General features: G+C 70.1%; 20 protein-coding genes. 13 read left to right on the plus strand and 7 right to left on the minus strand.

Going from position 1 to position 22,667, the window contains the following annotated elements:
- The first annotated feature begins 29 nt into the window (after window positions 1-29).
- The 3 genes from M2352_RS04690 to M2352_RS04700 all read left to right on the plus strand — a co-directional run bounded on the left by M2352_RS04690 (window position 30) and on the right by M2352_RS04700 (window position 6,517).
- Complete coding sequence (locus tag M2352_RS04690) at window positions 30-4,268, plus strand: response regulator (RefSeq protein ID WP_264663341.1); 4,239 nt, start codon at window positions 30-32, stop codon at window positions 4,266-4,268.
- A gap of 4 nt (window positions 4,269-4,272) precedes the next feature.
- A complete protein-coding gene (locus tag M2352_RS04695; protein WP_264663342.1) occupies window positions 4,273-5,202 on the plus strand; it encodes a diguanylate cyclase domain-containing protein in 930 nt (309 codons plus the stop codon).
- Between the two features lie 130 nt (window positions 5,203-5,332).
- On the plus strand, window positions 5,333-6,517 hold the full coding sequence (locus tag M2352_RS04700; protein ID WP_264663343.1) for a hypothetical protein: 1,185 nt from the start codon (window positions 5,333-5,335) through the stop codon (window positions 6,515-6,517).
- A 14-nt stretch (window positions 6,518-6,531) separates the two neighbouring features.
- Here the strand turns inward: M2352_RS04700 and M2352_RS04705 are convergent, their stop codons facing one another.
- Complete coding sequence (locus tag M2352_RS04705; RefSeq protein WP_264663344.1) at window positions 6,532-7,125, minus strand: hypothetical protein; 594 nt, start codon at window positions 7,123-7,125, stop codon at window positions 6,532-6,534.
- 96 nt (window positions 7,126-7,221) lie between these two features.
- Complete coding sequence (locus tag M2352_RS04710) at window positions 7,222-7,842, minus strand: TetR/AcrR family transcriptional regulator (protein ID WP_264663345.1); 621 nt, start codon at window positions 7,840-7,842, stop codon at window positions 7,222-7,224.
- Between the two features lie 113 nt (window positions 7,843-7,955).
- On the opposite strand from M2352_RS04710, the gene M2352_RS04715 reads away from it, so the two are divergent.
- Window positions 7,956-9,062 carry an alkene reductase gene (locus tag M2352_RS04715; protein ID WP_264663346.1) on the plus strand — a complete coding sequence of 369 codons (1,107 nt, stop codon included), beginning with the start codon at window positions 7,956-7,958 and terminating at the stop codon, window positions 9,060-9,062.
- Window positions 9,063-9,115: 53 nt separating this feature from the next.
- Here the strand turns inward: M2352_RS04715 and M2352_RS04720 are convergent, their stop codons facing one another.
- Both M2352_RS04720 and rpsD read right to left on the minus strand, forming a co-directional pair.
- Window positions 9,116-11,521 (minus strand): TonB-dependent receptor domain-containing protein, encoded by a 2,406-nt coding sequence (locus M2352_RS04720; protein WP_264663347.1) that lies wholly within the window; start codon window positions 11,519-11,521, stop codon window positions 9,116-9,118.
- Window positions 11,522-11,730: 209 nt separating this feature from the next.
- On the minus strand, window positions 11,731-12,345 hold the full coding sequence (gene rpsD / locus M2352_RS04725) for a 30S ribosomal protein S4 (protein WP_264663348.1): 615 nt from the start codon (window positions 12,343-12,345) through the stop codon (window positions 11,731-11,733).
- A 179-nt stretch (window positions 12,346-12,524) separates the two neighbouring features.
- On the opposite strand from rpsD, the gene M2352_RS04730 reads away from it, so the two are divergent.
- A complete protein-coding gene (locus M2352_RS04730; protein WP_264663349.1) occupies window positions 12,525-12,692 on the plus strand; it encodes a hypothetical protein in 168 nt (55 codons plus the stop codon).
- A gap of 131 nt (window positions 12,693-12,823) precedes the next feature.
- Here the strand turns inward: M2352_RS04730 and M2352_RS04735 are convergent, their stop codons facing one another.
- Window positions 12,824-13,078, minus strand: a complete 255-nt coding sequence (locus M2352_RS04735; RefSeq protein WP_264663350.1) for a hypothetical protein — start codon at window positions 13,076-13,078, stop codon at window positions 12,824-12,826.
- 101 nt (window positions 13,079-13,179) lie between these two features.
- The gene (locus tag M2352_RS04740; RefSeq protein ID WP_264663351.1) at window positions 13,180-13,953 is read right to left on the minus strand and encodes a competence/damage-inducible protein A; all 774 of its coding nucleotides are present in this window, start codon (window positions 13,951-13,953) and stop codon (window positions 13,180-13,182) included.
- Window positions 13,954-14,252: 299 nt separating this feature from the next.
- Between M2352_RS04740 and sfsA the strand changes: the two genes are divergently transcribed.
- Together sfsA and map are read left to right on the plus strand one after the other, a co-directional pair.
- Window positions 14,253-14,978, plus strand: coding sequence for a DNA/RNA nuclease SfsA (gene sfsA, locus M2352_RS04745; protein WP_264663352.1), 726 nt, complete (start codon window positions 14,253-14,255; stop codon window positions 14,976-14,978).
- A gap of 18 nt (window positions 14,979-14,996) precedes the next feature.
- Complete coding sequence (gene map / locus M2352_RS04750) at window positions 14,997-15,806, plus strand: type I methionyl aminopeptidase (protein ID WP_264663353.1); 810 nt, start codon at window positions 14,997-14,999, stop codon at window positions 15,804-15,806.
- Between the two features lie 57 nt (window positions 15,807-15,863).
- On the opposite strand, the gene M2352_RS04755 is transcribed toward map, so the two are convergent.
- Window positions 15,864-16,496, minus strand: a complete 633-nt coding sequence (locus M2352_RS04755) for a helix-turn-helix transcriptional regulator (RefSeq protein ID WP_264663354.1) — start codon at window positions 16,494-16,496, stop codon at window positions 15,864-15,866.
- 196 nt (window positions 16,497-16,692) lie between these two features.
- On the opposite strand from M2352_RS04755, the gene M2352_RS04760 reads away from it, so the two are divergent.
- The 6 genes from M2352_RS04760 (at window position 16,693) to M2352_RS04785 (ending at window position 22,580) form a co-directional block, all read left to right on the plus strand.
- Entirely contained in the window at window positions 16,693-17,100 is a 408-nt protein-coding gene (locus M2352_RS04760) for a hypothetical protein (RefSeq protein ID WP_264663355.1), read from the plus strand.
- Window positions 17,097-17,471, plus strand: a complete 375-nt coding sequence (locus M2352_RS04765) for a hypothetical protein (protein WP_264663356.1) — start codon at window positions 17,097-17,099, stop codon at window positions 17,469-17,471. Before M2352_RS04760 ends, M2352_RS04765 begins: the two co-directional genes overlap by 4 nt.
- Window positions 17,472-17,530: 59 nt before the next feature.
- On the plus strand, window positions 17,531-19,150 hold the full coding sequence (locus M2352_RS04770; RefSeq protein WP_264663357.1) for a portal protein: 1,620 nt from the start codon (window positions 17,531-17,533) through the stop codon (window positions 19,148-19,150).
- A complete protein-coding gene (locus M2352_RS04775; protein WP_264663358.1) occupies window positions 19,143-19,403 on the plus strand; it encodes a Bbp19 family protein in 261 nt (86 codons plus the stop codon). Before M2352_RS04770 ends, M2352_RS04775 begins: the two co-directional genes overlap by 8 nt.
- Before the next feature lie 32 nt (window positions 19,404-19,435).
- Entirely contained in the window at window positions 19,436-20,128 is a 693-nt protein-coding gene (locus M2352_RS04780; protein ID WP_264663359.1) for a capsid assembly protein, read from the plus strand.
- 103 nt (window positions 20,129-20,231) lie between these two features.
- A complete protein-coding gene (locus tag M2352_RS04785) occupies window positions 20,232-22,580 on the plus strand; it encodes a putative bifunctional diguanylate cyclase/phosphodiesterase (RefSeq protein ID WP_264663360.1) in 2,349 nt (782 codons plus the stop codon).
- Window positions 22,581-22,667: the final 87 nt, after the last annotated feature.

A 22,667-nucleotide genomic window follows, 5' to 3' on the forward strand; every position in this document is an offset into this window, starting at 1 on the left:
CCCGTTTTCCCGCCCCGGTGCCTGCCCCCATGGCCGACCAGCCATCCCGCGTGATGTCCTTTCTGCGGCTGCGCAATCTGCACGCCCGCATCCTGTTCATCGTTCTGGCGGCGCTGGTGCTCCCCCTGGCGGCGGCGCTGCTGTACCTGACCCAGCGGCTTGAGGCGGAGGTGGCGGCGCTGGGCGATCAGGCCACCTTGCTGGTGCAGGAGGGGGTGAGCCGGCAGGACAGCCTGATCGAGGAGGCGCGCAGCCTGCTGAGCATCCTGGCCAAGGTGCCCGACATCCGCTATGCCGAGGCGGGCGACACCGACGCCTGCGTGGCGATCATGAAGGAACTGCCCCGCCAGCGCCACTGGACCACGGGCGCCTGGATCACCGATCCCAAGGGCAACATCATCTGCGACACCTCCGGCCCCGGCGCCGGCATCAGCCTGGGCGAGCGGGAGTATTTCCAGCGCGCCATCGCCGAGCGGGATTTCGTCCTGAGCGGCTACATCGTGGGCAAGCGGTCCAACACCCCGATCATGCTGGGGGTGATGCCGGTGATCGAGAACGGCGAGATCGTGCGCATGATGGGCATCTCCATCTCGCTCGACTGGTACGGCGATCTGATCCGCACCACGGTGCAGGGGGGCGCCAGGGTGATGGTGCTGGACGGCAACGGCACCGTGCTGGCCCGCACGCCCGACACGGAAAAGCTGGTGGGCAAGAATCTGATCGGCCTGCCGCTCATCCAGCGCATCGTGCGCGAGGACCGCGGCACGTTCGAGGCGGGGGGGATCGACGGCCTGCGCCGGATGTGGAGCTTCCAGACCCTGCGCGGCACCGACACCACCTTTGTCATCGGGCTGCCGGTGGAGGAGCTGCGGGGCAAGGCCCGGCGCGACATGCTCCAGGGGGTGGGCGTGATGGCGGCGGCGCTGATGCTGGCGCTGCTGGCCATCTGGGGCATGATGCGCGTGTCGGTCCTGCGCTGGACCGGGGTGCTGCGCGATGCCGCCGAACGGCTGGGCGCGGGGGAGCCGGACGTGGCCATCGACACCCGCGGCGCGCCCGACGAGATCGTGGCCGTGTCCACCGCCTTCAACCGCATGGCCGAGCGGCTGGCCATCCGCGAGCACGAACGCGACGAGGCCCGCCACATCGCCGAAGAGGCCGAACGCCAGACCCGCGAGGCGTCGCAGCGGCTGAGCACGGTTTTGGAGGCCACGTCCGATCAGGTCTACGCGCTCGACCGCAACTGGCGCTTCCTCTACATGAACCGGCGGGCGGCGGCGCAGCTGGGCCAGAGCGATGCCGTGACCGGCGCCACCTTGTGGGAACGGGTGCCGGAGCTGCACGGCTCGCCGTTCGAAGCCGGGTTCCGCCGCGCCATGGACCGCCACCAGCCGGCCACCGTGACCGAGGTGTGGCCCCGCAACGGCGGCTGGTTCGAGGCGTCGGCCTATCCCTCGCCCGAGGGGATCGTGGTGTACGTCCGCGATGTCACCGCCGCCAAGAACGCCGAACAGGCGCTGGTCAACGCCAACCGCGAAAAGACCGAACTGCTGGCCCAGCTCAACGCGCTGCTGGAAAACGCGCCGGTGGGCTTCGCCTTCTTCGACCGCGACCACCGCTACGCCCGCATCAACGACACGCTGGCCGCCCTCAACGGCCTGCCCGCCGCCGACCATCTGGGCCGCCCGGTGTCGGCGGTGCTGCCCGCGCTGGGGGGGGCGTGCGACCCGCTGATCGAACAGGTCTTCACCAGCGGCGAGGCCATCGACACCACCGAGATCGTCGGCGGCACCCCGGCCCGGCCCGGTCTGGACCGCCATTGGCTGACCGGCTGGTTCCCGGTGGTGTCCAAGGACCGGGTGCTCTATGCCGGGTCGGTGTTCATGGAGATCACGGCCCTGCGCGAGGCCGAGCGCAAGCTGAAGGACGCCATGGCCGCGGCGGAGGCCGCCAACCGCGCGAAGTCGGAGTTCCTGGCCAACATGAGCCACGAGATCCGCACGCCCATGAACGCCATCCTGGGGCTGGTCCACCTGCTCCAGCAGACGGAACTGACCGGGCGCCAGGGGGAATACGCGCAGAAGATCCGCGCGTCGGCCCGGTCGCTGCTGGGCATCCTGAACGACATCCTGGACTTCTCGAAGGTCGAGGCCGGGAAGATGGATCTGGAACAGGTGGAATTCCGCCTGGACGAGCTGCTGGACAACCTGGCCACCATCCTGTCGGCCTCGGCCCATGAAAAGGACATCGAGGTTCTGTTCATGATCCGGCCCGAGGTGCCGCTGGGTCTGGTCGGCGACCCGCTGCGGCTGCAGCAGATCCTCATCAATCTGGCCGGCAACGCCATCAAGTTCACCGAATCGGGCGAGGTGGTGGTCACCGTCTCCGCCCGCCCGCTGGCCGGCGGACAGGTGGAGCTGGGCTTCTCCGTCCGCGACACCGGCATCGGCATCGCGCCGGAGCAGAAGGAACGGCTGTTCGACGCCTTTTCCCAGGGCGACAGCTCCACCACCCGCCGCTACGGCGGCACCGGGCTGGGGCTGGCCATCTGCATGCGGCTGGTCACCCTGATGGGCGGCGCCATGGAGGTGGACAGCGAACCCGGCAAGGGCAGCGATTTCCGCTTCACCGCCCTGTTCGGCACCGCCCGCTCCGCCCCCGACCGCCGCCTGCACGGGCGGGCGCTGCCCCGCGGCCTGCGGGTGCTGGTGGTGGACGACAACGAGGTGGCGCGCGAGGGGCTGTCGGTGCTGTCCCGCGGCTTCGGCTGGCACTGCGCCGCCGTGCCGTCGGGGGAGGAGGGCATCGCCGAGCTGGAGCGCGCCGCCGCGGCGGGGCAGGCGTACGACGTGGTGCTGATGGACTGGCGCATGCCGGGCATGGACGGCATCGAGACCAGCCGCCTGATCCGCCGCAACACCGGGCTGACGGCGCCGATCATCATCGTGGTCACCGCCTTTGGCCGGGACCGGGTGTCGCGGCTGGTGGCCGACGCCGGGCTGGACGGGCTGATCGTCAAGCCGGTCACCGCCTCGGCCCTGCTGGACGCGGTGGCGGCGGCCTATGCCCATTCCCACAACGGGCCGGCGCCCCAGCCGGCGGCGCTGCGCGCCAACCGCCGCTATCCCCTGGCCGGGCGCCGCATCCTGGCGGTGGACGACAACGCCATCGGCCGCGACGTGGTGCGCGAGGTGCTGCGCCGGTCGGGGGCCGAGGTGGAAACCGCCGACAGCGGCGAAACCGCCATCGATGCGGTGACCGGCACCGGGGTGCCGTTCGATCTCGTGCTGATGGACGTGCAGATGCCGGGCATGGACGGGGTGGAGGCCACCCGCCGCATCCGCGCCCTGCCGGGCGGCGACCGGGTGCCGATCATCGCGCTGACCGCCAGCGCCCTGCCCGCCGACCGCCAGCGCTGCCTGGACGCCGGCATGAACGACCACATCGCCAAGCCGCTGGACAGCGACCAGCTCATCGACACGGTGAGCCGCTGGCTGTCGCGCATCGCCGCGGGCGGGGAGGAGGAGGCCCTGCCGGCGGATCACGACCCGATCGTGCTGTCCACCGCCGCCGCCCCGCCGGGCGGCGGACGGCGGGCCGAGCCCAAAGGCGGCCCGGCTGCGGGCGGCCTGCCGCCCCTGCGCGGCATCGACACCGCCGATGCGCTGCGCCGGCTGGGCGGGGACGAGGCGCTCGTACGCCATTTCATCGTCAGCTTCGCCGATTCCTATGCCGGGTGCGCCGACGCCATCACCGACGCCTTCATGGCCGGCGACCTGCACCGCGCCGGCCAGATCGCCCACGATGTGAAGAGCGTGTCGGGCAACATCGGCGCCCGCCGCCTGTCGGCGGTGGCCGATGCCCTGCAGATCGCCGCCAAGCAGGGCCAGCGCGCCGCCGCCGAGGCGGCCCTGCCCGAGCTGCGCGCCCAACTTGAGATGGTTCTGGACAGCGCCCGGCAACTGATGGCTGAGGATGCGGCCGCGGCGGCCGCGGCGGCCGCCCCGCCCCCCGCGTCCCCGGCGCAAGCCCCGGCGGACGTGGCGGCGCTGGACGCGCCGTTGCGCCGCCTGCTCGACCTGTTGGCCGACAGCAACTTCGCCGCCGCCGAGGAATGGCCGGCGCTGGGCGAGGCTCTGGCCCCGCTGGTGGAGCGGCCCCGGTTGATGGGGGTGGCCGCGGCCATCGATTCCCTTGATTTTCCCCGTGCTCTTGCCATGCTTCGGCGAATTTCCGATGATCTCGGAACGGCTGAAAGCGGATCGTGACGGTATGTTTCACCAGCGCCCCAAGATCCTGATCGTCGATGACGTGCCCAGCAACATTCAGGTGCTGAGCCATATTCTGAAGGACGATTACGACATCTACTTCGCCATGGACGGGGTGAAGGCATTGGAACTTGTGGTTGCGCGCCAGCCGGATCTTGTTCTTCTCGACATCATGATGCCGGGCATGGACGGGTACGAGGTGTGCTCGCAGATCAAGGCCAACCCGCTGACCTGCGACATCCCGGTGATCTTCGTCTCCGCCCGCGGCGAGGTGGAGGACGAGACCCGCGGGCTTGAGGCCGGGGCCATCGACTTCATCACCAAACCCATCAGCGCCCCCATCGTGAAGGCGCGCGTGCGCAACCACCTGCTGCTCAAGCATCAGGCCGACCTGCTGCGCCGCCTGTCGTTCCTGGACGGGCTGACCGGCATCGGCAACCGCCGCCGCTTCGACGAGATCTTCAGCCGCGAATGGCGCCGCTGCATGCGCTCCAACCAGCCGCTGGCGGTGATCATGGTCGATGTGGACCATTTCAAGGCCTACAACGACCATTACGGCCATCATTCCGGCGACGAATGCCTGCGCGCGGTGGCGGCGATGCTGGACGCGGTGGCCCAGCGCCCCGGCGATTTCGCCGCCCGCTACGGCGGGGAGGAGTTCGTCTGCCTGCTGCCCGAAACCGACGGGGACGGGGCGCGCATGGTGGCCGAGCGGCTGCGGGAAACCGTGACGGCCCGCGCCATCCCGCACGCGGCGTCCACCACTGCGCCGTGCGTCACCATCAGCATCGGCTATGCCGCCGTCGTTCCCACTGAGAAGGCTGATCCTTATACCCTGCTGGCCGACGCGGACGAGGCGCTCTACGGCGCCAAGAAGTCGGGCCGCAACCGCGTTTGTGGTGCCGATATGGTGACCGAGACCGTGGCGGGGTAACCCGCCGCCGGTCCGGGGGACGGGGGGAAGTACCCGCACCGCGCCCCGTCCTGACGTCTTGCGCCGCTGCCCGCCGCCCGCCGCCCCGTGTTTCATGGGGCAGTGATGGATTTCGGCGGTGGACGGTTCGATGACGCGTTCTTTCCTGGACACCCTTCCCCCCCTGGATCCCTGGCGTCCGGCAACGTTCGAGGCGGCGGGCGTGCCCCTGCCCCTGGACGTGCCGGGGCTGGCCGGGGCGCGGGTCCGTCCCGCCGGGGGGGGCGCCGGTGCCGGGGGGCTGGAGGTGGTGGTTCCCGGCTGGTCCGGGGGCGCCGGGGTGCTGGTGCTGGCGTGGCCGTCGCTGCCGGTGCTGGGGCAGATGAACGCCGCGGGTCGGGCGCTGCACCGCGACGTGGCGCGCATGGACAATCCCACCCCCGAACGCATCCGGCTGGCTGCCGCCGTGCTGGCGCTGACCGCCCCGGTCACCGGCCCCGGCCGTCCCTTTTACACCGCCGCCGCCCGCGCCGCCGCCCGCCGCCGGGTCACCCGCGCGGCCATGGGCGAGGTCACGGTGCGCTATGCCCTGATGATGCGGCTGCTGCGGGCCGGCGGGGTGGCGCCGTTTCAACTCGACCCCGCTCCCGACCTGGAGAGCGTGGCCGGCAGAGCCCTGGTGCGGGATGCGTTCGAGGCGCTGGGCCGCCGTCTGGCGCTGGAGCCGGGCACCGTCCACGACCGGGCGCTGCGGCTGGGCAGCCTGCTCCAGCCCCTGGGCTTTCCCGCCCGCGGGGAGGAGGGGCGCCTGCGCCGGCAGATGGCGGTGGTGGAGGAGGTGTGGCGGGAGGCCGCCGCCGGCAGCTTCGGCCCGCTGTCGGCGCTGGTGGAGGGATCGGCGGCGGCCACCCTGGGCCGCGCCCGCCGTCTGCTGGTGGATCTCGACCGCGACCTGGCCGACCCGGTGGGGCTGCTGGCGGCCTGGGGGCCGCGGGCCCTGAGCCTGCGCCGCGGCCTGGACCGGCTGGGCTGGCTGCTCGACGGGTGGGAGGACATCCGCGCGCCGTGGGGGGAGGAGGAGGGGGACACGCCGCCCCGCACCCCGGCGGCACTCCTGGCCCGCCTGCCGCTGTTGCCGCGGACGGCGGAACCGGACCGCGGCCCGGCCTTCTCCGCCGCCCCCAGCCGCCGGGTGGGGGCCTGCCGCGACTGGCGCACCGGGCGTCTGGACGAGGAACTCGCCCGCCGCATGGGCTATCCCATCCCCGACGACCCGCCGTCCGCCCGGCCCGCCGACACGCCGGGCGAGCCGCTGTTTCCGGGGACGGTGCAATAGGGGCGGGGCAGAGGTTACTCCGCCGCCACCAGTTCCCCCATGCCCGTCATCGCCGCGGACCCATGGGGGCGGGCGCGGATGTGCTGGATGGTGAAGGGCGCGCGCACGCCGCCGCTGAACAGTTCGGCGCATTCCAGCGCCCGGCGCACCCGTTCTTCCGCCGACAGCCCGGCGGTGGAGGCCAGCGACCCCAGCGCATAGTCGGCGCCGCAGCCGATGGCGTGGTAGCCGCGCATGGCTTCCCCCACCTGATAGTCGGACTGGATGGCGAACAGCCGCCCCTCCGCCGCCACCAGGAACGTGCCGCCGGTTTCCACCTCGTTGGATTTGTGGGCGTAGCCGCCGTCTTTCAGCACCTGCCGCACCGCGTCCACGAAATCGATCACCATGTAGCGGAACAGATCCTGTCCCGGCTCGCGCGGCGGCGGCACCAGGCGGTGGGCCAGAAGCTGGCCCATGCGGAAGGAGTTGGTGAAGCCGATCAGCAGCTCCCCGTTGCGGAAGACCTTGGTGTCGGCGCGCACGGTGATATCCAGCCCCGATACCCCGGCGCTGTCGCCGCCCATCCACACCCGGTCCCCGTCAACCAGCCCCACGATGCAGGTCATGAACGCACCCCTTGTCCCTGTGTGCCAAGAAAACCGGGGACCAGCGTGCCGGGGTATGGTTAACGGTGTTTTGACGGGGCTGTGACCTTTTGCGGATCAGGAACCCGGGGACGCCAGCCCGGCGGCCAGGGTGCGGGCCAGGGCGGTGGCCACCTGCCGCAGCCGTCCGGGATCCTCGTCGAACACCACCTGATTGAGGAAGCCCATGCCGAAGCTGAGCGTCGCCAGCCCGGCGGCCAGCGCCGGCAGGTCGGCGGCCCCGTCGATCATCCCGCGCTCGCGGAAGCCTTCCAGCCGCTTCAGGATGCAGGGAATGCGGCTTTCCGACAGGGTGCGCCCCATCTCCGCCGCGATGGCCGGGTCCACCAGGGCGCGGTTCAGCACCACGCGGGTGAAATCGCGGCAGACCCAGGCATGGGCGATCTGCGTTTCCAGAATCGCCACAAGATCGTCCTCCAGCGACTCACCCGGCGGCGGCAGGGCGCAGCCCTGGCCCTCCGCAAGGCCGTAATGCTCCATCACCGCCAGAAGCAGGCCGTTCTTGCCGTTGAAATAGCGCTGGATCAACTGCTCGTTCACGCCCGCCCGCGCGGCGATCTCGCGGGTGGTGGCGGCGTCGAAGCCGCGTTCGGCAAAGGTGAATTTGGCCGCCTCCAGCAGAGCCGCCGTCGTCGCCTCCCGGCTGCGGCGGCGGGGGGCGGTGTCGTCCATGGTCATATCGCTGCTCCCTCCCCTCGATAATAAGGAGCCACGAGCGGGCTTGACAAGAGCGGCGGACGGGTAAAGTATGTACTCACATACATACAACGAGCGCAGGGAGCGTTCCCCTCATGACCACCGCCGATCTCTTCACCCCGATCCGCCTGGGCGATGTCGAACTGCCGAACCGCATGGCGATGGCGCCCCTGACCCGCAGCCGCGCCGGGGCGGGCAATGTGCCGACGCCGCTGATGGCGGAATACTACGCCCAGCGCGCCACCGCCGGCCTGCTGATCACCGAAGCGACGCAGGTCCACGCCACCGGCCAGGGCTACACCAACACGCCGGGCATCCACACCGCCGAACAGGCCGCCGGCTGGCGCACCGTCACCGACGCCGTGCACGCCAAGGGCGGGCGGATCTTCATGCAGATCTGGCACGTGGGCCGTATTTCGCACACCCTGTTCCAGCCGGGGGGGGCCGCCCCCGTCGCCCCCTCGGCCATCACCGCCCGCGGCGAGGTGTTCACCGGCGACGGCATGAAGCCCTTCTCCGCTCCCCGTGCGCTGGAGCTGGATGAGATTCCGGGCCTCGTCACCGCCTTTGCCGAGGCTGCCAAGCGCGCGGTGTTCGACGCCGGGCTGGACGGGGTGGAGGTCCACGGGGCCAACGGCTACCTGATCGACCAGTTCCTGCGCGACGGCACCAACCACCGCACCGACGCCTACGGCGGCCCGGTGGCCAACCGCGCCCGCTTCCTGCTGGAAGTGACCGAGGCGGTGGTCAAGGCGGTGGGGGCGGGCCGCGTCGGTGTGCGGCTGTCGCCCAACGGCGTCTTCAACGACATCCGCGACAGCGACCCGGCGGCCACCTTCGGGTACGCGGTCGAAGCGCTCAATCCCTTCGGCCTCGCCTATCTGCACATCATCGAGGGCAAGGACGGCACGCCGATGGCCCCGCCCGCCGGTGCCGCCCGTCTGGCCGGCGCCCTGCGCCGGGCGTACAAGGGCACCTTCATGCTGAACGGCGGCTTCTACACCCGCGCGGCGGCCGATGCCGCGCTGGCGGCGGGCGAGGCGGATCTGGTCAGCATCGGTATCCCCTTCATCGCCAACCCCGATCTGGTGGAACGCTTCCGCACCGGGGCGGCGCTGAACACGCCGGACCAGACCACCTTCTACGGCGGCGACGCCAAGGGCTACACCGATTACCCCGCGCTGGAATCGGTGACCGCGTAAGAAAAAAGGGCCGCATCCTTCGGGATGCGGCCCTTTTTCTTGTCCATGGGGGATCAGAAGATCACCTTGACCCCGCCGTAGAAGGCCCGCGGGGCGGACGCGCTGATGAACCGCGGGTTGGAGGCACCGGGCGCCTCGGCCAGCGGAACCTCCCGCACCCCGCCGAAGGTGCCGAAGGTGGCGTGCTTGTTGTTGGTGGCGTTCTGCACCAGCCCGAACACCTGCACCGACGGGGTGACGCGGTAGCTGGTGTTCAGGTCCACCGTGGCATAGCCCGGCACCTTGCCCGCGCTGCCCGACGGGTCGCCGGTGTAGGTCTGGCTGGTGTAGGCGCTGAGCGTTCCCCCCACCGTCCAGCCGTCCAGCACCATGTAGCTGCCGCCCAGCTTCACCCGGTGGGCCGGCACGCCCGGCAGCCGGTCGCCCGGATGGGCGGTCACGGTGCCGGTGGTGCGGTTGCGGTTGGGGTTGTCGGGGCTGTTCAGCACCAGATCGCTTTCGAACGTCGCCTCGACGAAGGCATAGTCGATGAAGGCGGTCCAGCCGCTGCCCGACAGGTGCGCCCCCGCTTCCACCCCCTGGCGGCGGGTGTCGCCGGCGTTCTGGAAGTACCCGCGCCCGCGCACGCCCGACGCCACGTTCAGGATGTCGTTGCTGAGGTCGGTGCGGAACAGCCCCAGCGACCAGTTCAGCCGCGCGTCCGCCGACAGCGCCACGCCGGACCCGCGCAGCCCGGTTTCCCACGTACGGCCCACCACCTGCTTCAGCGGCGGGTCGGACAGGAAGAAGTTGGTCAGGGTGCAGGGCCGGCTGGGGTCGGCGCACGACAGTTCCGCCGCCGTCGGCACCCGGTTGCTTTCGGAATAGCCGCCATAGGCGGTCAGCCCCTGGGTGACCTTATAGGTGGCGCCGGCGGCGGGGTTGAAGCGGGTGAAGTGGTGATCGCCGTTGAGCGCGGTGCCCAGCTTGTCTTCCATCTTGATGTGGGCGACGTTCAGCCGCCCGCCCACCGTGACCGCCAGCGCGTCCGTCACGTCCACCGTGTCGGAGACATAGGCCCCCACATAGGTGTTGGTGGCGCGCAGCGACACCGGCGCGATTTCCCCGTCCGGCTGGGCGATGACCAGCCCGATGGGGGCCACCGTGCGGTCGGGGGTCAGGGTGCCGATTTCCGAACTGGCGCTGAAGCGGGTCACGCCGTAATCCAGGCTGGCGCCCGCCACCAGGAAATTGCCGTGCCCGGCCAGAGGCTCCTTCACCGTCGCCTGCACCGTTCCCCCGCCCGAGGTGGACGACGTGGCCGTCCGGTTGAGCACGCCGCCGCGGGTGTCGTTCAGGAAATCGTCGATGGGCTGGCCATGGCTGTCGAACAGCACCGGGCCGGTGTCGTTCAGGCACAGGCGCCCGGTGCGCAGGGAAACCCGCTGGCCGGTGCGGTCGTCGGTGCCGTCGCGGTTGCGGTCGGTGGATTCGCAGGCTTCCGCATCCACCGTGTCGCCGTTCAACGTGTTGCGGCGGTAATGGCGGACATAGCCCATGGCCTGAAGCGACACGGTGTCGGTCACCTCCACGGTGGCGTTCACCGACGGCATGATCAGCCGGTTTTCCGTGCGGTCGGGGTAGGTGAAGACGTGGGACCGGGCCGCGGCCACCAGTTCCACCGGGGCCGGGCCGTTGCCGGTCAGGCTGTTGTCCGCCGCCGTCAGGTTCAGGTGCGCCTCGCCCCGGCTGCCGCGCCAGCCGATGTCACCGTACATCTGCCGCAGGGTGGAGGGGGAATGCTGGCGCCACCCGTCCTCGTGCAGCGCCTGGACGGCGGCATAGGCGGCGACGTTGCCCACCTGCTGTCCATATTCCGCCGCCCCCTGCCACCGCCCGAACGAGCCGCCCTGCAGCACCAACTGGCCGCCCTGATTGGTGAACCCGTCCTTCATGTGCAGGTTCAGCGCACCCCCCAGCGCGTTCAGCCCGAACGCCGGGGTGTTGGACATCACGTCGGTGTCGGCGATGGCGATATCGGGGATCAGGTCCATGTTGACCGTATCCCCGAACACCTCGTTCACGCGCACGCCGTTCTGATAGACGGCCAGCCCCTGGGCGTTGCCCACCAGCGGCGAGGCGGTGAAGCCGCGGAACTGCACGTCGGGCTGGAAGGGGTTGTTCTGCGCCTCGTTCAAATTCACGCCCGGCACGCGGCGTTCCAGCGTGCCCAGCAGGTCGGGCGCGCCCCGGGCGGCCATGTCGGCGGCATCCAGCCGGCGCAGGTTGACCGGCACCTTGTCGGCCTCCACCCCCGGCCCGGCCAGCGGCGCCGCCGTCACCTCCAGCCCCGGAAGCTCCACCGCCCCCGCGTCGGCCAGCACCGTTCCCACCGGGCAGGCGGCGGCACAGGTGCCCGCCACCCATGCCCCCAGCACGCCCCGGCGCCCCAGACGCCGCCCCTGTCTTTTCTTTGCCATTGTTTCCCCCCAGATCCAGGAATCGAAGGGGATATGACCGGGAAAAACAGGGTGGAACAATTCCACCATGGGCGGACGAGAAACCGGGACATGAATCGGGAATTGTTCCCGAATTTATCGGGAAAAATCGGTAATGCGCCGGGCAAAAGAAAAGGCCGCATCCCGAAGGATGCGGCCTTTTCGTTTCGGCGATGGGACGCCGGAACCGATCAGCGCGAATAGAATTCGATGACCAGGTTCGGTTCCATCTGGACCGGGTACGGCACGTCGGCCAGCAGCGGCACGCGCACGAAGGTGCCCTTCAGCGCCGAGGTATCGACGTTCAGGTAATCGGGGATGTCGCGTTCGCCGGACGCGATGGCTTCCAGCACCAGGGCCATCTGCTTGGACTTCTGGCGCACTTCGATCACGTCACCGGCCTTCACCTGGAAGGACGGGATGTTCACGCGGCGGCCGTTGACCAGGATGTGGCCATGGTTGATGAACTGGCGGGCGGCGAACGGGGTCGGCACCAGCTTCATGCGGTAGACCACGGCGTCCAGGCGGCGCTCCAGCAGGCCGATCAGGTTTTCGCCGGTGTCGCCCTTGCGGCGCACGGCTTCCTGGTAGATCTTGCGGAACTGCTTCTCGCCGATGTTGGCGTAGTAGCCCTTCAGCTTCTGCTTGGCCATCAGCTGCAGGCCGTAGTCCGACGGCTTCTTGCGGCGCTGGCCGTGCTGGCCGGGGCCGTATTCACGCTTGTTCAGCGGGCTCTTGGCGCGGCCCCACAGGTTGACGCCAAGGCGGCGGTCGATCTTATACTTGGACTCTTGACGCTTGCTCATATCGCCCTCGATCTGATGCGAGTGGTGTTGTCCCGGTAGTTCCCTGGGCAAAACCCAAGGACGGGGCGTTGACACGAAGGCACGCCCGCCTTCCCGGAAGTAAGGCCGCGCACTATACCCGCCGGACACGGTTTGTCAAACCGGAAGACGGACTTTTACACAAGGAGAGCGTCACGCCCATGAATGAAAATCAATGGATGGCCCTGACCGGGCTTTTGATGGCGGCGGTGCTGGTGGTGCCGGTGGCGTTGCGCCGCAACCGCGGGCGCATCCTGATCAACGCCGCCCTGTGGCTGGCCGCGGCGGTGGGGCTGGTGTGGCTGTACCAGAGCTTTGGGCCGTTCTGACACCGGCGAACGCCCTTCAAGCGTTCGCCGCCCGCCGCGACTGCGGCGGCGCGCCCACATGGGCGCGGGAAAGCCTGCGTGGCGTTTGAACGCAATACGTCACGCCCGTCATTGGCGTGGCGGTATCAGAGTCATTCCTCATCCCCGCTCAGGGTCATGACGCCGATGGCGATGGCGGCGCTGCCGAAGGTGACGATCAGCCCGCCGAACAGCATCAGGGTGGCCATCAGCCAGGAATCGCTGGTGCTCATCAGCGTGCGCAGGCTGGCGATGTCGAGGACGAGGATGCCGATCCCCACCACCACGCCCCCGGCACTGCCGGAGGCCAGATGGCGGAGCAGAAACCCGATCAGCGCCCGTTCGCATGGCAGCAGAGAGTGGAACATCCCGGTTTCCTCCCAAACCAAGGAATTGGGAGGGGCGGACGATCCGGCAATTCGGCATTCCGCCGTACGGCGGGAGTGGGAGCGGGGAAAAGTTCCGTCGGCTATTCGGCTGTACCGATGGTGACGGTGGGCGTCCCGCCCAGCGCCGTGACCATGCCGGCCACCTCGGCCGCCGCCGCTTCCACCGCGGATTCGTCGGTGCCGCGCAGCACGAGGCTGACGCCGAAGAAGCCGTTGCGGAAATAGGGGTAGCTGCCGATATCCACCGTGGGGAACCGGGCCTGGATGTCGCCCAGATCCTTGGCGATGGTGCCTTCGCCCAGCGAACAGCTCACCGTGCGGGCGTGGATGGCGGGTCCGCCCTGAAGCTTGGGCAGCAGCCCGTCGAGCATGGCCTGCATGATGCGCGGCACGCCGGCCAGCACATGGACGTTGCCGATGCGGAACCCCGGCGCCTGGCTGACGGGGTTGTCGATCAGCACCGCCCCGGCGGGAATGTCGGCCATGCGCAGCCGGGCCTCGTTCAGCAGGGCGGGGTCGTTGTAATGGCGCTCCAGCCGGGCCACCGCTTCGGCGTTGCGTTCCAGCGCCACCCCGAACGCCTTGGCCACGCAGGCCGAGGTGATGTCATCGTGGGTCGGGCCGATGCCGCCGGTGGTGAAGACATAGGTGTAGCGATGGCGCAGCGCGTCCAGTGCTGCGATGATCTCCGCCTCCACATCGGGGACCACGCGGGCCTCGCGCACCGGCACGCCGATGCCGGCCAGGGTGGCCGCGATGTGGGAGAGGTTGGCGTCCTTGGTACGGCCCGACAGCACCTCGTTGCCGATGACCAGAACGGCAGCGGTGGGGCTGGCGGCGGGGGCGTCCGTCATGGTGTTTCCTCGAAAACCGCGTTGGTCTTGGTGGCGGCGATTGTCGCCCCTTCGCGCGGCGTTGGGAAGGGGGTGGCGTCGATGCGGAAGTATGTGCCGCATGGAGCTTGACGGCGCCTGTTCCGCGAGCGACATAAGATGTGTTTCACTTATGGTCGGAAAAGTTCTCTGACGCCGAAGACCGAGGCCCGCTGTCTGCTACCAGCGGGCCTCAATTTTTTCAGGGTGTGTTGGGGTGCCCCCCGTCCCGGCATCACCGCTCTTGCCGTCCCCCGCATCCGCGTCTAGGGTCTGCGCCCATGCGCTTTCCCACCCCCCTGATTCCCGGCCGTCTCGTGCGGCGGTACAAACGGTTTCTCGCCGATGTGGAATTGGCGGGGGGCGAGACCGTGGTGGTTCATGTGGCCAATTCCGGCGCCATGCTGGGGCTGAACGCGCCGGGGTCGCCGGTGTGGCTGTCGGTGTCCGACAACCCCAAGCGCAAGCTGGCCTATTCGCTGGAACTGCTGGAGGCGGACGGCGGTCTGGTGGGCATCAACACCGGCCACCCCAACCGGCTGGCGGAGGAGGCGATCCGTGCCGGGGTGATCCCCGAACTGGCCGGCTATGACCGGCTGCGGCGGGAGGTGAAGTACGGGCGCAATTCCCGCATCGACATCCTGCTGGAATCCGGCGACGGGCGCCCGCCGGCCTATGTGGAGGTGAAGAACGTCCACCTGCGCCGCGGGGCCCCGGTGGCGGAATTTCCCGATTGCGTCACCCAGCGGGGGGCCAAGCATCTGGTTGAGTTGGCCGATATGGCGGCGGCGGGGGCGCGGGCGGTGATGCTGTATCTTGTCCAGCGCATGGATTGCGACCACTTCCGTATCGCCGGGGATCTCGATCCGGGGTACGAGGCGGGATTGGCCCGCGCCCTGGATGCGGGGGTCGAGGCGCTCTGCTGGGCTTGCACGATCAGCCCGGAAGGGATTGACTTGGACAGGCCGCTGCCGGTCATCAGGCCGGGCACGCAAACGGCGGCGTAACGGAAAAGGCACAGAACGGTGGAACACAACGACGTCGATTCCCATCGCATCCGCCTGCACGGGCCGGAGGGGTTCGAGGGGATGCGGCAGGCGGGCCGTCTGGCCGCCGAAACGCTGGACTTCATCACCCCCCATGTCCAGCCGGGCGTCACCACGGACGAGCTTGACCAGCTCTGCGCCACCTACATCCGCGACCACGGGGCGATTTCGGCGCCGCTGGGCTACCGCGGCTATCCCAAGTCGGTCTGCATTTCGATCAATCACGTGGTCTGCCACGGCATCCCCAGCGACAAGCGGCTGCGCGACGGCGACATCCTGAACATCGACGTGACGCCCATCGTCAACGGCTGGCACGGCGACGCCAGCCGCATGTATCTGTGCGGCGAGGTGGGCGTGAAGGCGAAGAAGCTGGTGGACGTCACCTATGACGCGCTGATGCTGGGCATTTCCAAGGTGAAGCCGGGCGCCACCCTGGGCGACGTGGGCTACGCGATCCAGCAGTTCGCCGAGGCCCAGCGGTTCTCGGTGGTGCGGGATTTCTGCGGTCACGGGGTGGGACGGGTGTTCCACGAACCGCCGTCGGTGCTGCACTATGGCCGTCCCGGCCAGGGGGTGGTGCTGAAGGAAGGGATGATCTTCACCATCGAGCCGATGATCAACGCCGGCCGGGCGGATGTGAAGATCCTGGGCGACGGCTGGACCGCGGTCACCAAGGACAAGTCGCTGTCGGCCCAGTTCGAACATTCCATCGGCGTCACCGCCGAGGGATGCGAGATCTTCACCCTGTCGCCCAAGGGTTTCACCAAGCCGCCCTATCCCGCAGCATAAGACGCCGGCAGTGTAGGGAGACAGGAAAGGCGCGCGGGGCCAGCCCGTGCGCCTTTTTTACTGGCTGGCCCAGATGATGCGGGCCATCCACGCCATGTCGGCGCGGGGGATCACCCGGTCGGGGTGGGCGCGGTTGATGGACATCAGTTCCACCCGCGTGGCGGTTTCCCGCGTCAATTGCTTGGCCATCACCTCGCCGTCGCGGGTGCGCAGCACCACGCGGTCGCCGCGGCGGATCTGGGCGGCGGGCGACACGATGATGGTGTCGCCGTCGCGGTACACCGGATCCATGCTGTCGCCGGCAATCTCCAGCGCATAGGCATGCGGGTCGCCCAGGCTGGGGAACATCAGCTCGTCCCAGCCGGTGCCGGCGGGAAAGCCGGCGTCGTCGAAATAGCCGGCGTTGCCGGCCTGGGCATAACCGATGACCGGCACCCGCTGCATGGCCGAGGGGCTGGCCGTGTCGCCCACCAGCGCCACGAATTCCCCGAACGAGGCGCTCGTCGCCTCCAGGATCTTCGAAATGCTCTCGGTGGACGGCCAGCGGAGTTTCCCGTCGCTGGTGGTCCGCTTGGACTTGTTGAAGGTGGTCGGGTCAAGCCCCGCGCGGCGCGCCAGCCCGGACGCCGAAAGTCCGCTCTGCGCCGCAAGCCGGTCGATGGCCCGCCATATGTCCGCGTGTTTGAGCATGGGACAATAGTCTCACAACAGGACGGGACCGTCGCTAGGAACATATTCATATTTTCCTTGACGCGGGGCTCAAAACTAGAACATAAAAAGAACGAACTTTCCACCAAACCGATAAAGACCGCCGTCATTGGATCGCCGAAAGCGGCAATACGCCGCAGAAGGCGGCCATTTTTCACGGCTGAGAGGAGATTGTTTCATGCAACAGGCATTCCCCGCCCCCCGCCCGTCCACGGCCCCGCCCTTGGCGGTCCGGGCGCCCTTTGCGATGGAAGGAATTCCTTTTCCCACCGCCGCCGAGGCGTGGTTCTGGGCGGTCCAGGCCCAGGTCGCCAAGAATGACGGGGCGCGGGTGGCCGCCGGTCTGGGGCTGGTGGTCCGCCCGTGCGAACCGGGGGACATCATCCGCGCCGTGGACCGGCTGCACCGCCGCCGGCAGCTCACCCGCGACCATCTGCACGTGCTGGTCCATTACGGCCGCCGGATGGACGCCCCCAAGCCCGACCGCTGGCGCGAGCAGCGCGCCGCGTCCCTGTGGCGGGAAGCCTTTGCCGTCATCGCCCCGGCTCTGGTGGAAAAGGGCATCGTGGCCGCGGGGACCGAATGACCGCCGCCGCGCCGCGCCGGGCTTGGGTCGCCTTTGACGGGCGGGCGGAGATCGGGTGGCTGCGGCTGCTGAAACCCGGCTTCCGCCACTGCTTCGTGGTGGTGGAGGACGGCGGGCGGTGGATCGTCGTCGATCCCCTGTCGCCCTTCACCCATGTGGCCCTGGTGACCCCGCCGGGCGGGGCCGGGGTGGGGGACTGGCTGGCGGGGCTGGGGCTGACAGTGGTGGAAACCACCCTGTGCCGCCCCGCCACGCGCCCGGCGCCGTGGGCGCCCTTCACCTGTGTCGAGGCGGTCAAGCGCGTGCTGGGGCTGCGCGCCGCCCGGATCGTCACGCCGTGGCAGCTCTACCGCCACCTGGTCCGGTGCTGACCTCCCCCGTTTTCCTTTTCTTTCTTTCCGATTGTCCGCTGCGAGCGAGAGGACCACCCATGAGTGGAAGTCAGACGACCGCGCACGCCACCCGTGCAGCACCCGGCCCGGTGCGCGCCCGTTCCCCGGATGCCGGGAAGGCCGCCGCCCTGCTGGACCGCTTCGCCCAGGCCAGCCGCCGGCGGGCGGGGTGGGAAAGCCATTGGCAGGATTGCTACGACTGCGCCCTGCCCAACGGCCAGCCGTTCCGCGCCGGCGGCACGCCGGGGGACCGGCGGGTGGACCGGCTGTTCGACGGCACCGCCCCCGACGGGGTGGAGCAGCTTGCGGCCAGCCTGCTGGCGCAACTGACGCCGCCGTGGTCGCGGTGGTTCGGCTTCGTGCCGGGGCCGGAACTGACGGATGTGGAGCGTGACCGTATCGCCCCCATGCTGGACCGCGCCGCCACGGTGGTGCAGGCCCATTTCGACCGCTCCAACTATGCGGTGGAAGCGCACCAGGCGTTTCTCGATCTGGTCACCGTGGGCACGGCCTCGCTGCTGCTGGAAGAAGCGCCGCCGGGGGAGCCGTCGGGCCTGCGCTTCACCGCCGTGCCGCTGGCCGACGCGGTGCTGGACGAGGGGCCGCAGGGCCGGCTGGACATCACCTTCCGCCGTGCGGACCTGACGGTTCCGCAGATCCGCCATCGCTTTCCCGGCGTCACGTTGCCCGCCGCGGTGATGCGGGCGGGAGCGCAGGAGCCCGACACCCGCTTTCCGGTGGTGGAGGCGGTGGAGCCCGACGGCGTGTCCTACCGCTGGACCGTGGTACTGGACGGCGGCGAGGGTGAACCGGCGATCCTGGCCGACGGGCGCTTCGCCCAGTCGCCGTTCCTGAACTTCCGCTGGTTGAAGGCATCGGGAGAGGTCTATGGCCGATCCCCGGTGATGAAGGCCCTCCCCGACATCCGTACCGCCAACAAGGTGGTGGAGCTGGTCCTGAAAAATGCTTCCATTGCCGTCACCGGCATCTGGCAGGCCGACGACGACGGGGTGCTGAATCCCGCCGCCATCCGGCTGGTGCCCGGCACCATCATTCCCAAGGCGGTGGGGTCGCAGGGGTTGACGCCGCTGGCCAATCCGGGGCGGTTCGACGTGTCGCAGCTGGTGCTCGACGACCTGCGCGCCCGCATCCGCCATGCGCTGCTGGCCGACCGGCTGGCCCCCCTGAACGATGCCCGCATGACCGCCACCGAGGTGATGGAGCGTGCTGCCGAGATGGCACGCCTGCTGGGTGCCACCTATGGCCGGCTGCAGGCGGAACTGCTGACGCCGCTGCTGCTGCGCGCCGTCGCCATCCTGCGCCGCCGGGGGGAGATTCCCGACATCGCCGTCGATGGCCGGCTGGTGGAGCTGCAATACCGCTCGCCGCTGGCCCAGGCCCAGGCCCAGCGCGACGCCCAGGCGACGCTCCATTGGCTGGAGTCCGTGCGCGGGCTGGGGCCGGAGGCGCTGGGCGTGGTGGACGCCGCCGCCACCGCCCGCTGGCTGGGCGAAGCCTTCGGCGTGCCGGGCCGGCTGATCCGCAGCGCCGCCGCCGCGGCGGATGCGGATCAGGCCAAGGCCGAACCACCGCCACCATCCGCACCATCCCCCCCCATCCCCCCTCCCGTCCTGCCGGAAGAGGTGATCCATGGCTGACCCCCGCGATTGGCCGTGGGAGGCACCATCGGCCCCCGCCGCCGGAGCGGCGCCCGCCCAGGACGCCGCGTCTTTCGCCCGCTGCTTTTCCACTCCCGACGGGGTGCGGGTGCTGGCGGTGCTGCGGGCCTTGACCCTGGACCGCGCGCTCGGCCCCGACGCCCCCGAACCCATGCTGCGCCACATGGAAGGCCAGCGCCATCTGGTCGCCACCATCCTGGCCCTGGCCGCCCGCGGCCATGGGCGCCCCTGATCCCCTCCCCCCTTTCGACGGAGACAGACACCATGCAGCCCGTCCGCCCCGACACCCCACCCGCCATCCCTGCCGTTCTTGCGCCGCCCGCGGCCCCGCCGGCTCCGGCGCCCGATCCCGCGCTGGCCCCCTTCATCGACCCGGCCACCGGCGCGGTGCAGGTGGAGGCGCTGGCCGCCGCCTACCGCGACCTCTGCCGCCGGGTGGGGGTGGTGCCCGAAACGCCCGACGCCTATGGCATCCAGTGCGGCCATGGCCTGTTCCAGCCGGACCCCGACATCAACGCCCGCCTGCACGGGGCGGGTTTCTCCGCCCAACAGGCCCAGCTCGTCTATGATCTGGCCGCCGAACGCATGATGCCGCTGATCCGGCAGGTGTCGGTGCAGCTCCACGCCGACCAGGAGATGGAGCGGCTGGCCGCCCAGTTCGGCGGCGAAGCCCGCTGGCGCGAGGTGTCGCGCCAGATCCTGGCCTGGGCCCGGCGCTCCCTGCCATCCCCGGTGGTGGAGGCGCTGTCCACCAGCTATGACGGGGTGATGGCGCTCTACCGCATGATGAGGGGGGAGGAGCCGGCCACCCTCAGCCCGCCCGCCGGAACCGGCGGGGCCGGCGATGCGTCGGAGGTCTATGGCCTGATGCGCGACCCCCGCTATTGGCGCGACCGCGACCCGGCGGTGGTGGCGCGGGTGACCGAGGGGTTCCGCCGTCTCTACCCCGGCGGGTGAGTGCGAAAAAGAGTGCCCTGCTGCCGGAATCTCGCGCTCCGGCAGCAGGGCTGCCGCATATGGACCTTGCGTGTCCTTCGGGGTCTAAGGCACTTTCGCCTCTATGATGCTGCGCCGGAAATTCCGCCTCGTTGCCTTGATCGGTCTGGCCGCCTGCCTTCTGGCGGCCGTGCCCGCGCTTTACCTGCTCTACAGCGGCCTGCTCGTCGAACGGGTGCGGCTGGCCGGCGGGCTGGTGGATTCCGCCCGCGCGGTGATGAGCGATTACGAGCGCGCCGCGGTGGACGGCGACCTGATCCGCACGGAGGCCAAGGCCCGCGCCCAGACCGCGCTGCGCGGGCTGGCCGGCGGGCCGTTCCAGCTTGTGCTGTTTCCCGACGGCACGCTTCCCCCCGGCTGGCCGGGGGAGGGGCGCAGCATCGCCGCGTCGGGCCTGTTCGAGCCGTGGGGGTGGATGGTGGCGGTGTCGGCCAACACCGCCGACCTGCGCCACGACTTCACGGCGGAGGCCGCGGCCTTCTTCCTGTTCCTGGTGGTGCTGCTGGCGGCGGCGTGGCCCCTGTCGGCCTTCGTCTCCGACCAGTTGGTGGGGCCGCTGGAGGATCTGGCGGCGCGCATGGGCCGCATGACCCGCGGCGAGATCGCCAAGCCGGTGCCGGGGCAGGAACGCGGCGACGAATTCGGCATCATGGCCCGCGCGCTGGAACATTTCCGCCGCAACGCCGCGACCATCCTGGACCGGGACGAGCGGCTGTCGGGCATCATGAACAACGTGGGCGAAGCCATCGTCGTGGTCAGCGAGGCCGGGGTGGTGGAGGAGCACAACCCCGCCGCCGAACGGCTGTTCGGGCGCGGCGGGGCGGCGCTGGCGGGGCAGGTCTTTTCCGGCCTGTTCACCACCGCCGACCAGGGCCGCGTGCTGGAAGCCCTGGTGGCCCAGCGCGGCGGGGACGGCGACGGCGTTCCGGCGGACAGCGCCGGCCAGCGCCCCGCCACCCGGATGGAGGCGCTGGGCATCGACGCCGACGGCCACCCCGGGCAGCGGCGGGAGGTGTCGCTGGCCGTCACCCGGCTGGAAGTGCAGGGCCGCCGCAGCTTCATCTGCGTTCTGGCCGACATGACCGACCGGCTGCGCCACGAACGCGAACTGCTGCGGCTGGCCACCCGCGACCGGCTGACCGGGCTGCCCAACCGGGCGCTGGTGGGGTCGCTGGTGGATGCGGCGGTGGAGCGGTCCCGGCGCAGCGGCCGGCGCTTAGCCCTGCTGTGCCTGGACCTGTCGCGCTTCAAGCTCATCACCGACACCCTGGGGCACGAGGCCGGCGACATCCTGCTGCAGGAGGTGGCCCACCGCATCCAGGGGGCCGTGCGCTCGTCCGACACCGTGGGCCGCATCGGCACCGACGATTTCGCCATCCTGCTGGACGAGGTGATGGACGGGGACGAGGCGGCACAGGTGGCCGGGCGCATCCTGGCCGCCTTCGAAACCCCGGTGGCGCTTTTGGGCACCGAGCATTACGTGCGCCCGTCGCTGGGCATCGCGCTGTACCCCGAACACGCCGACACCGGCGCGGACCTGCTGCGCGCCGCCGACACCGCCCTTTACGCCGCCAAGCGGCAGGGGGGGCGGCGCACCGCCTTCTTCCAGCGGGCCATGGCCGATCAGGCGCGCCGCCATCTGGCGCTGGACCGCGACCTGCGCGCGGCCCTGGTACGGCGGCAGTTCCAGCTTCACTACCAGCCCAAGGTATCGCTGCTGGATCATTCGCTCCAGGGGTTCGAGGCGCTGCTGCGCTGGGACAAGCCCGAACACGGCATGGTGCCCCCCGGCGACTTCATCCCGGTGGCCGAGGAAACCGGGTTCATCGTGCCGCTGGGCGACTGGGTGCTGGACGAGGCGTGCCGGCAGCAGCGTCAGTGGCTGGACGCCGGTGCGGACCCGCTGCCGGTGGCGGTCAACATCTCGCCGCGGCATCTGCGCCAGCGTACGGCGGCGGAATTTCTGGCGATGCTGGACCGCCACGGCCTGCCCCACGGCCTGATCGAGCTGGAAATCACCGAAGGTGCCGTGATGCAGGACATGGATCACGCGCTGGAAGTGCTGGAGGTGCTGAAGGCGGCGGGCGTCCGGGTGGCGGTGGACGATTTCGGCACCGGCCATTCGTCGCTGAGCTATCTGAAGCGGCTGCCCGTCACCACGCTGAAGATCGACCGGTCCTTCATCAACGGCATCCCCCACGGGCGCGAGGACGCCGGCATCGTGTCCACCATCATCGCCATGGCCGACATGCTGGGGCTGGAGGTGGTGGCCGAGGGGGTGGAGCGGCCCGAACAGGCCCATTTCCTGCGCCACCACAATTGCCTGATGGTCCAGGGCTGGCTGACCGGGCGCCCGGTCCCCGCCGCCCAGGCCGAAGCCCTGCTGGCCGACCGCACCCGCCAGCGGGCGTAAGGGGCCCCCCGGTATCAGCCGCGGCTGCGCCAGGGCGCCGGCGTCAGGCTTGAAGCCCGGCATCCGTTGCGAAGCACCCCCAAGTCT

It is taken from the genome of Azospirillum fermentarium (assembly GCF_025961205.1).
Lineage (GTDB): Bacteria > Pseudomonadota > Alphaproteobacteria > Azospirillales > Azospirillaceae > Azospirillum > Azospirillum fermentarium.

Excerpts from the sequence above, each read along its gene's own strand:
- M2352_RS04690 (WP_264663341.1), top strand. The coding sequence starts at position 30 with ATGGCCGACCAGCCATCCCGCGTGATGTCCTTTCTGCGGCTGCGCAAT.
- M2352_RS04695 (WP_264663342.1), top strand. The coding sequence starts at position 4,273 with ATGTTTCACCAGCGCCCCAAGATCCTGATCGTCGATGACGTGCCCAGC.
- M2352_RS04700 (WP_264663343.1), top strand. The coding sequence starts at position 5,333 with ATGACGCGTTCTTTCCTGGACACCCTTCCCCCCCTGGATCCCTGGCGT.
- M2352_RS04705 (WP_264663344.1), bottom strand. The coding sequence starts at position 7,125 with ATGACCTGCATCGTGGGGCTGGTTGACGGGGACCGGGTGTGGATGGGC.
- M2352_RS04710 (WP_264663345.1), bottom strand. The coding sequence starts at position 7,842 with ATGACCATGGACGACACCGCCCCCCGCCGCCGCAGCCGGGAGGCGACG.
- M2352_RS04715 (WP_264663346.1), top strand. The coding sequence starts at position 7,956 with ATGACCACCGCCGATCTCTTCACCCCGATCCGCCTGGGCGATGTCGAA.
- M2352_RS04720 (WP_264663347.1), bottom strand. The coding sequence starts at position 11,521 with ATGGCAAAGAAAAGACAGGGGCGGCGTCTGGGGCGCCGGGGCGTGCTG.
- rpsD (WP_264663348.1), bottom strand. The coding sequence starts at position 12,345 with ATGAGCAAGCGTCAAGAGTCCAAGTATAAGATCGACCGCCGCCTTGGC.
- M2352_RS04730 (WP_264663349.1), top strand. The coding sequence starts at position 12,525 with ATGAATGAAAATCAATGGATGGCCCTGACCGGGCTTTTGATGGCGGCG.
- M2352_RS04735 (WP_264663350.1), bottom strand. The coding sequence starts at position 13,078 with ATGTTCCACTCTCTGCTGCCATGCGAACGGGCGCTGATCGGGTTTCTG.
- M2352_RS04740 (WP_264663351.1), bottom strand. The coding sequence starts at position 13,953 with ATGACGGACGCCCCCGCCGCCAGCCCCACCGCTGCCGTTCTGGTCATC.
- sfsA (WP_264663352.1), top strand. The coding sequence starts at position 14,253 with ATGCGCTTTCCCACCCCCCTGATTCCCGGCCGTCTCGTGCGGCGGTAC.
- M2352_RS04755 (WP_264663354.1), bottom strand. The coding sequence starts at position 16,496 with ATGCTCAAACACGCGGACATATGGCGGGCCATCGACCGGCTTGCGGCG.
- M2352_RS04760 (WP_264663355.1), top strand. The coding sequence starts at position 16,693 with ATGCAACAGGCATTCCCCGCCCCCCGCCCGTCCACGGCCCCGCCCTTG.
- M2352_RS04765 (WP_264663356.1), top strand. The coding sequence starts at position 17,097 with ATGACCGCCGCCGCGCCGCGCCGGGCTTGGGTCGCCTTTGACGGGCGG.
- M2352_RS04770 (WP_264663357.1), top strand. The coding sequence starts at position 17,531 with ATGAGTGGAAGTCAGACGACCGCGCACGCCACCCGTGCAGCACCCGGC.
- M2352_RS04775 (WP_264663358.1), top strand. The coding sequence starts at position 19,143 with ATGGCTGACCCCCGCGATTGGCCGTGGGAGGCACCATCGGCCCCCGCC.
- M2352_RS04780 (WP_264663359.1), top strand. The coding sequence starts at position 19,436 with ATGCAGCCCGTCCGCCCCGACACCCCACCCGCCATCCCTGCCGTTCTT.
- M2352_RS04785 (WP_264663360.1), top strand. The coding sequence starts at position 20,232 with ATGATGCTGCGCCGGAAATTCCGCCTCGTTGCCTTGATCGGTCTGGCC.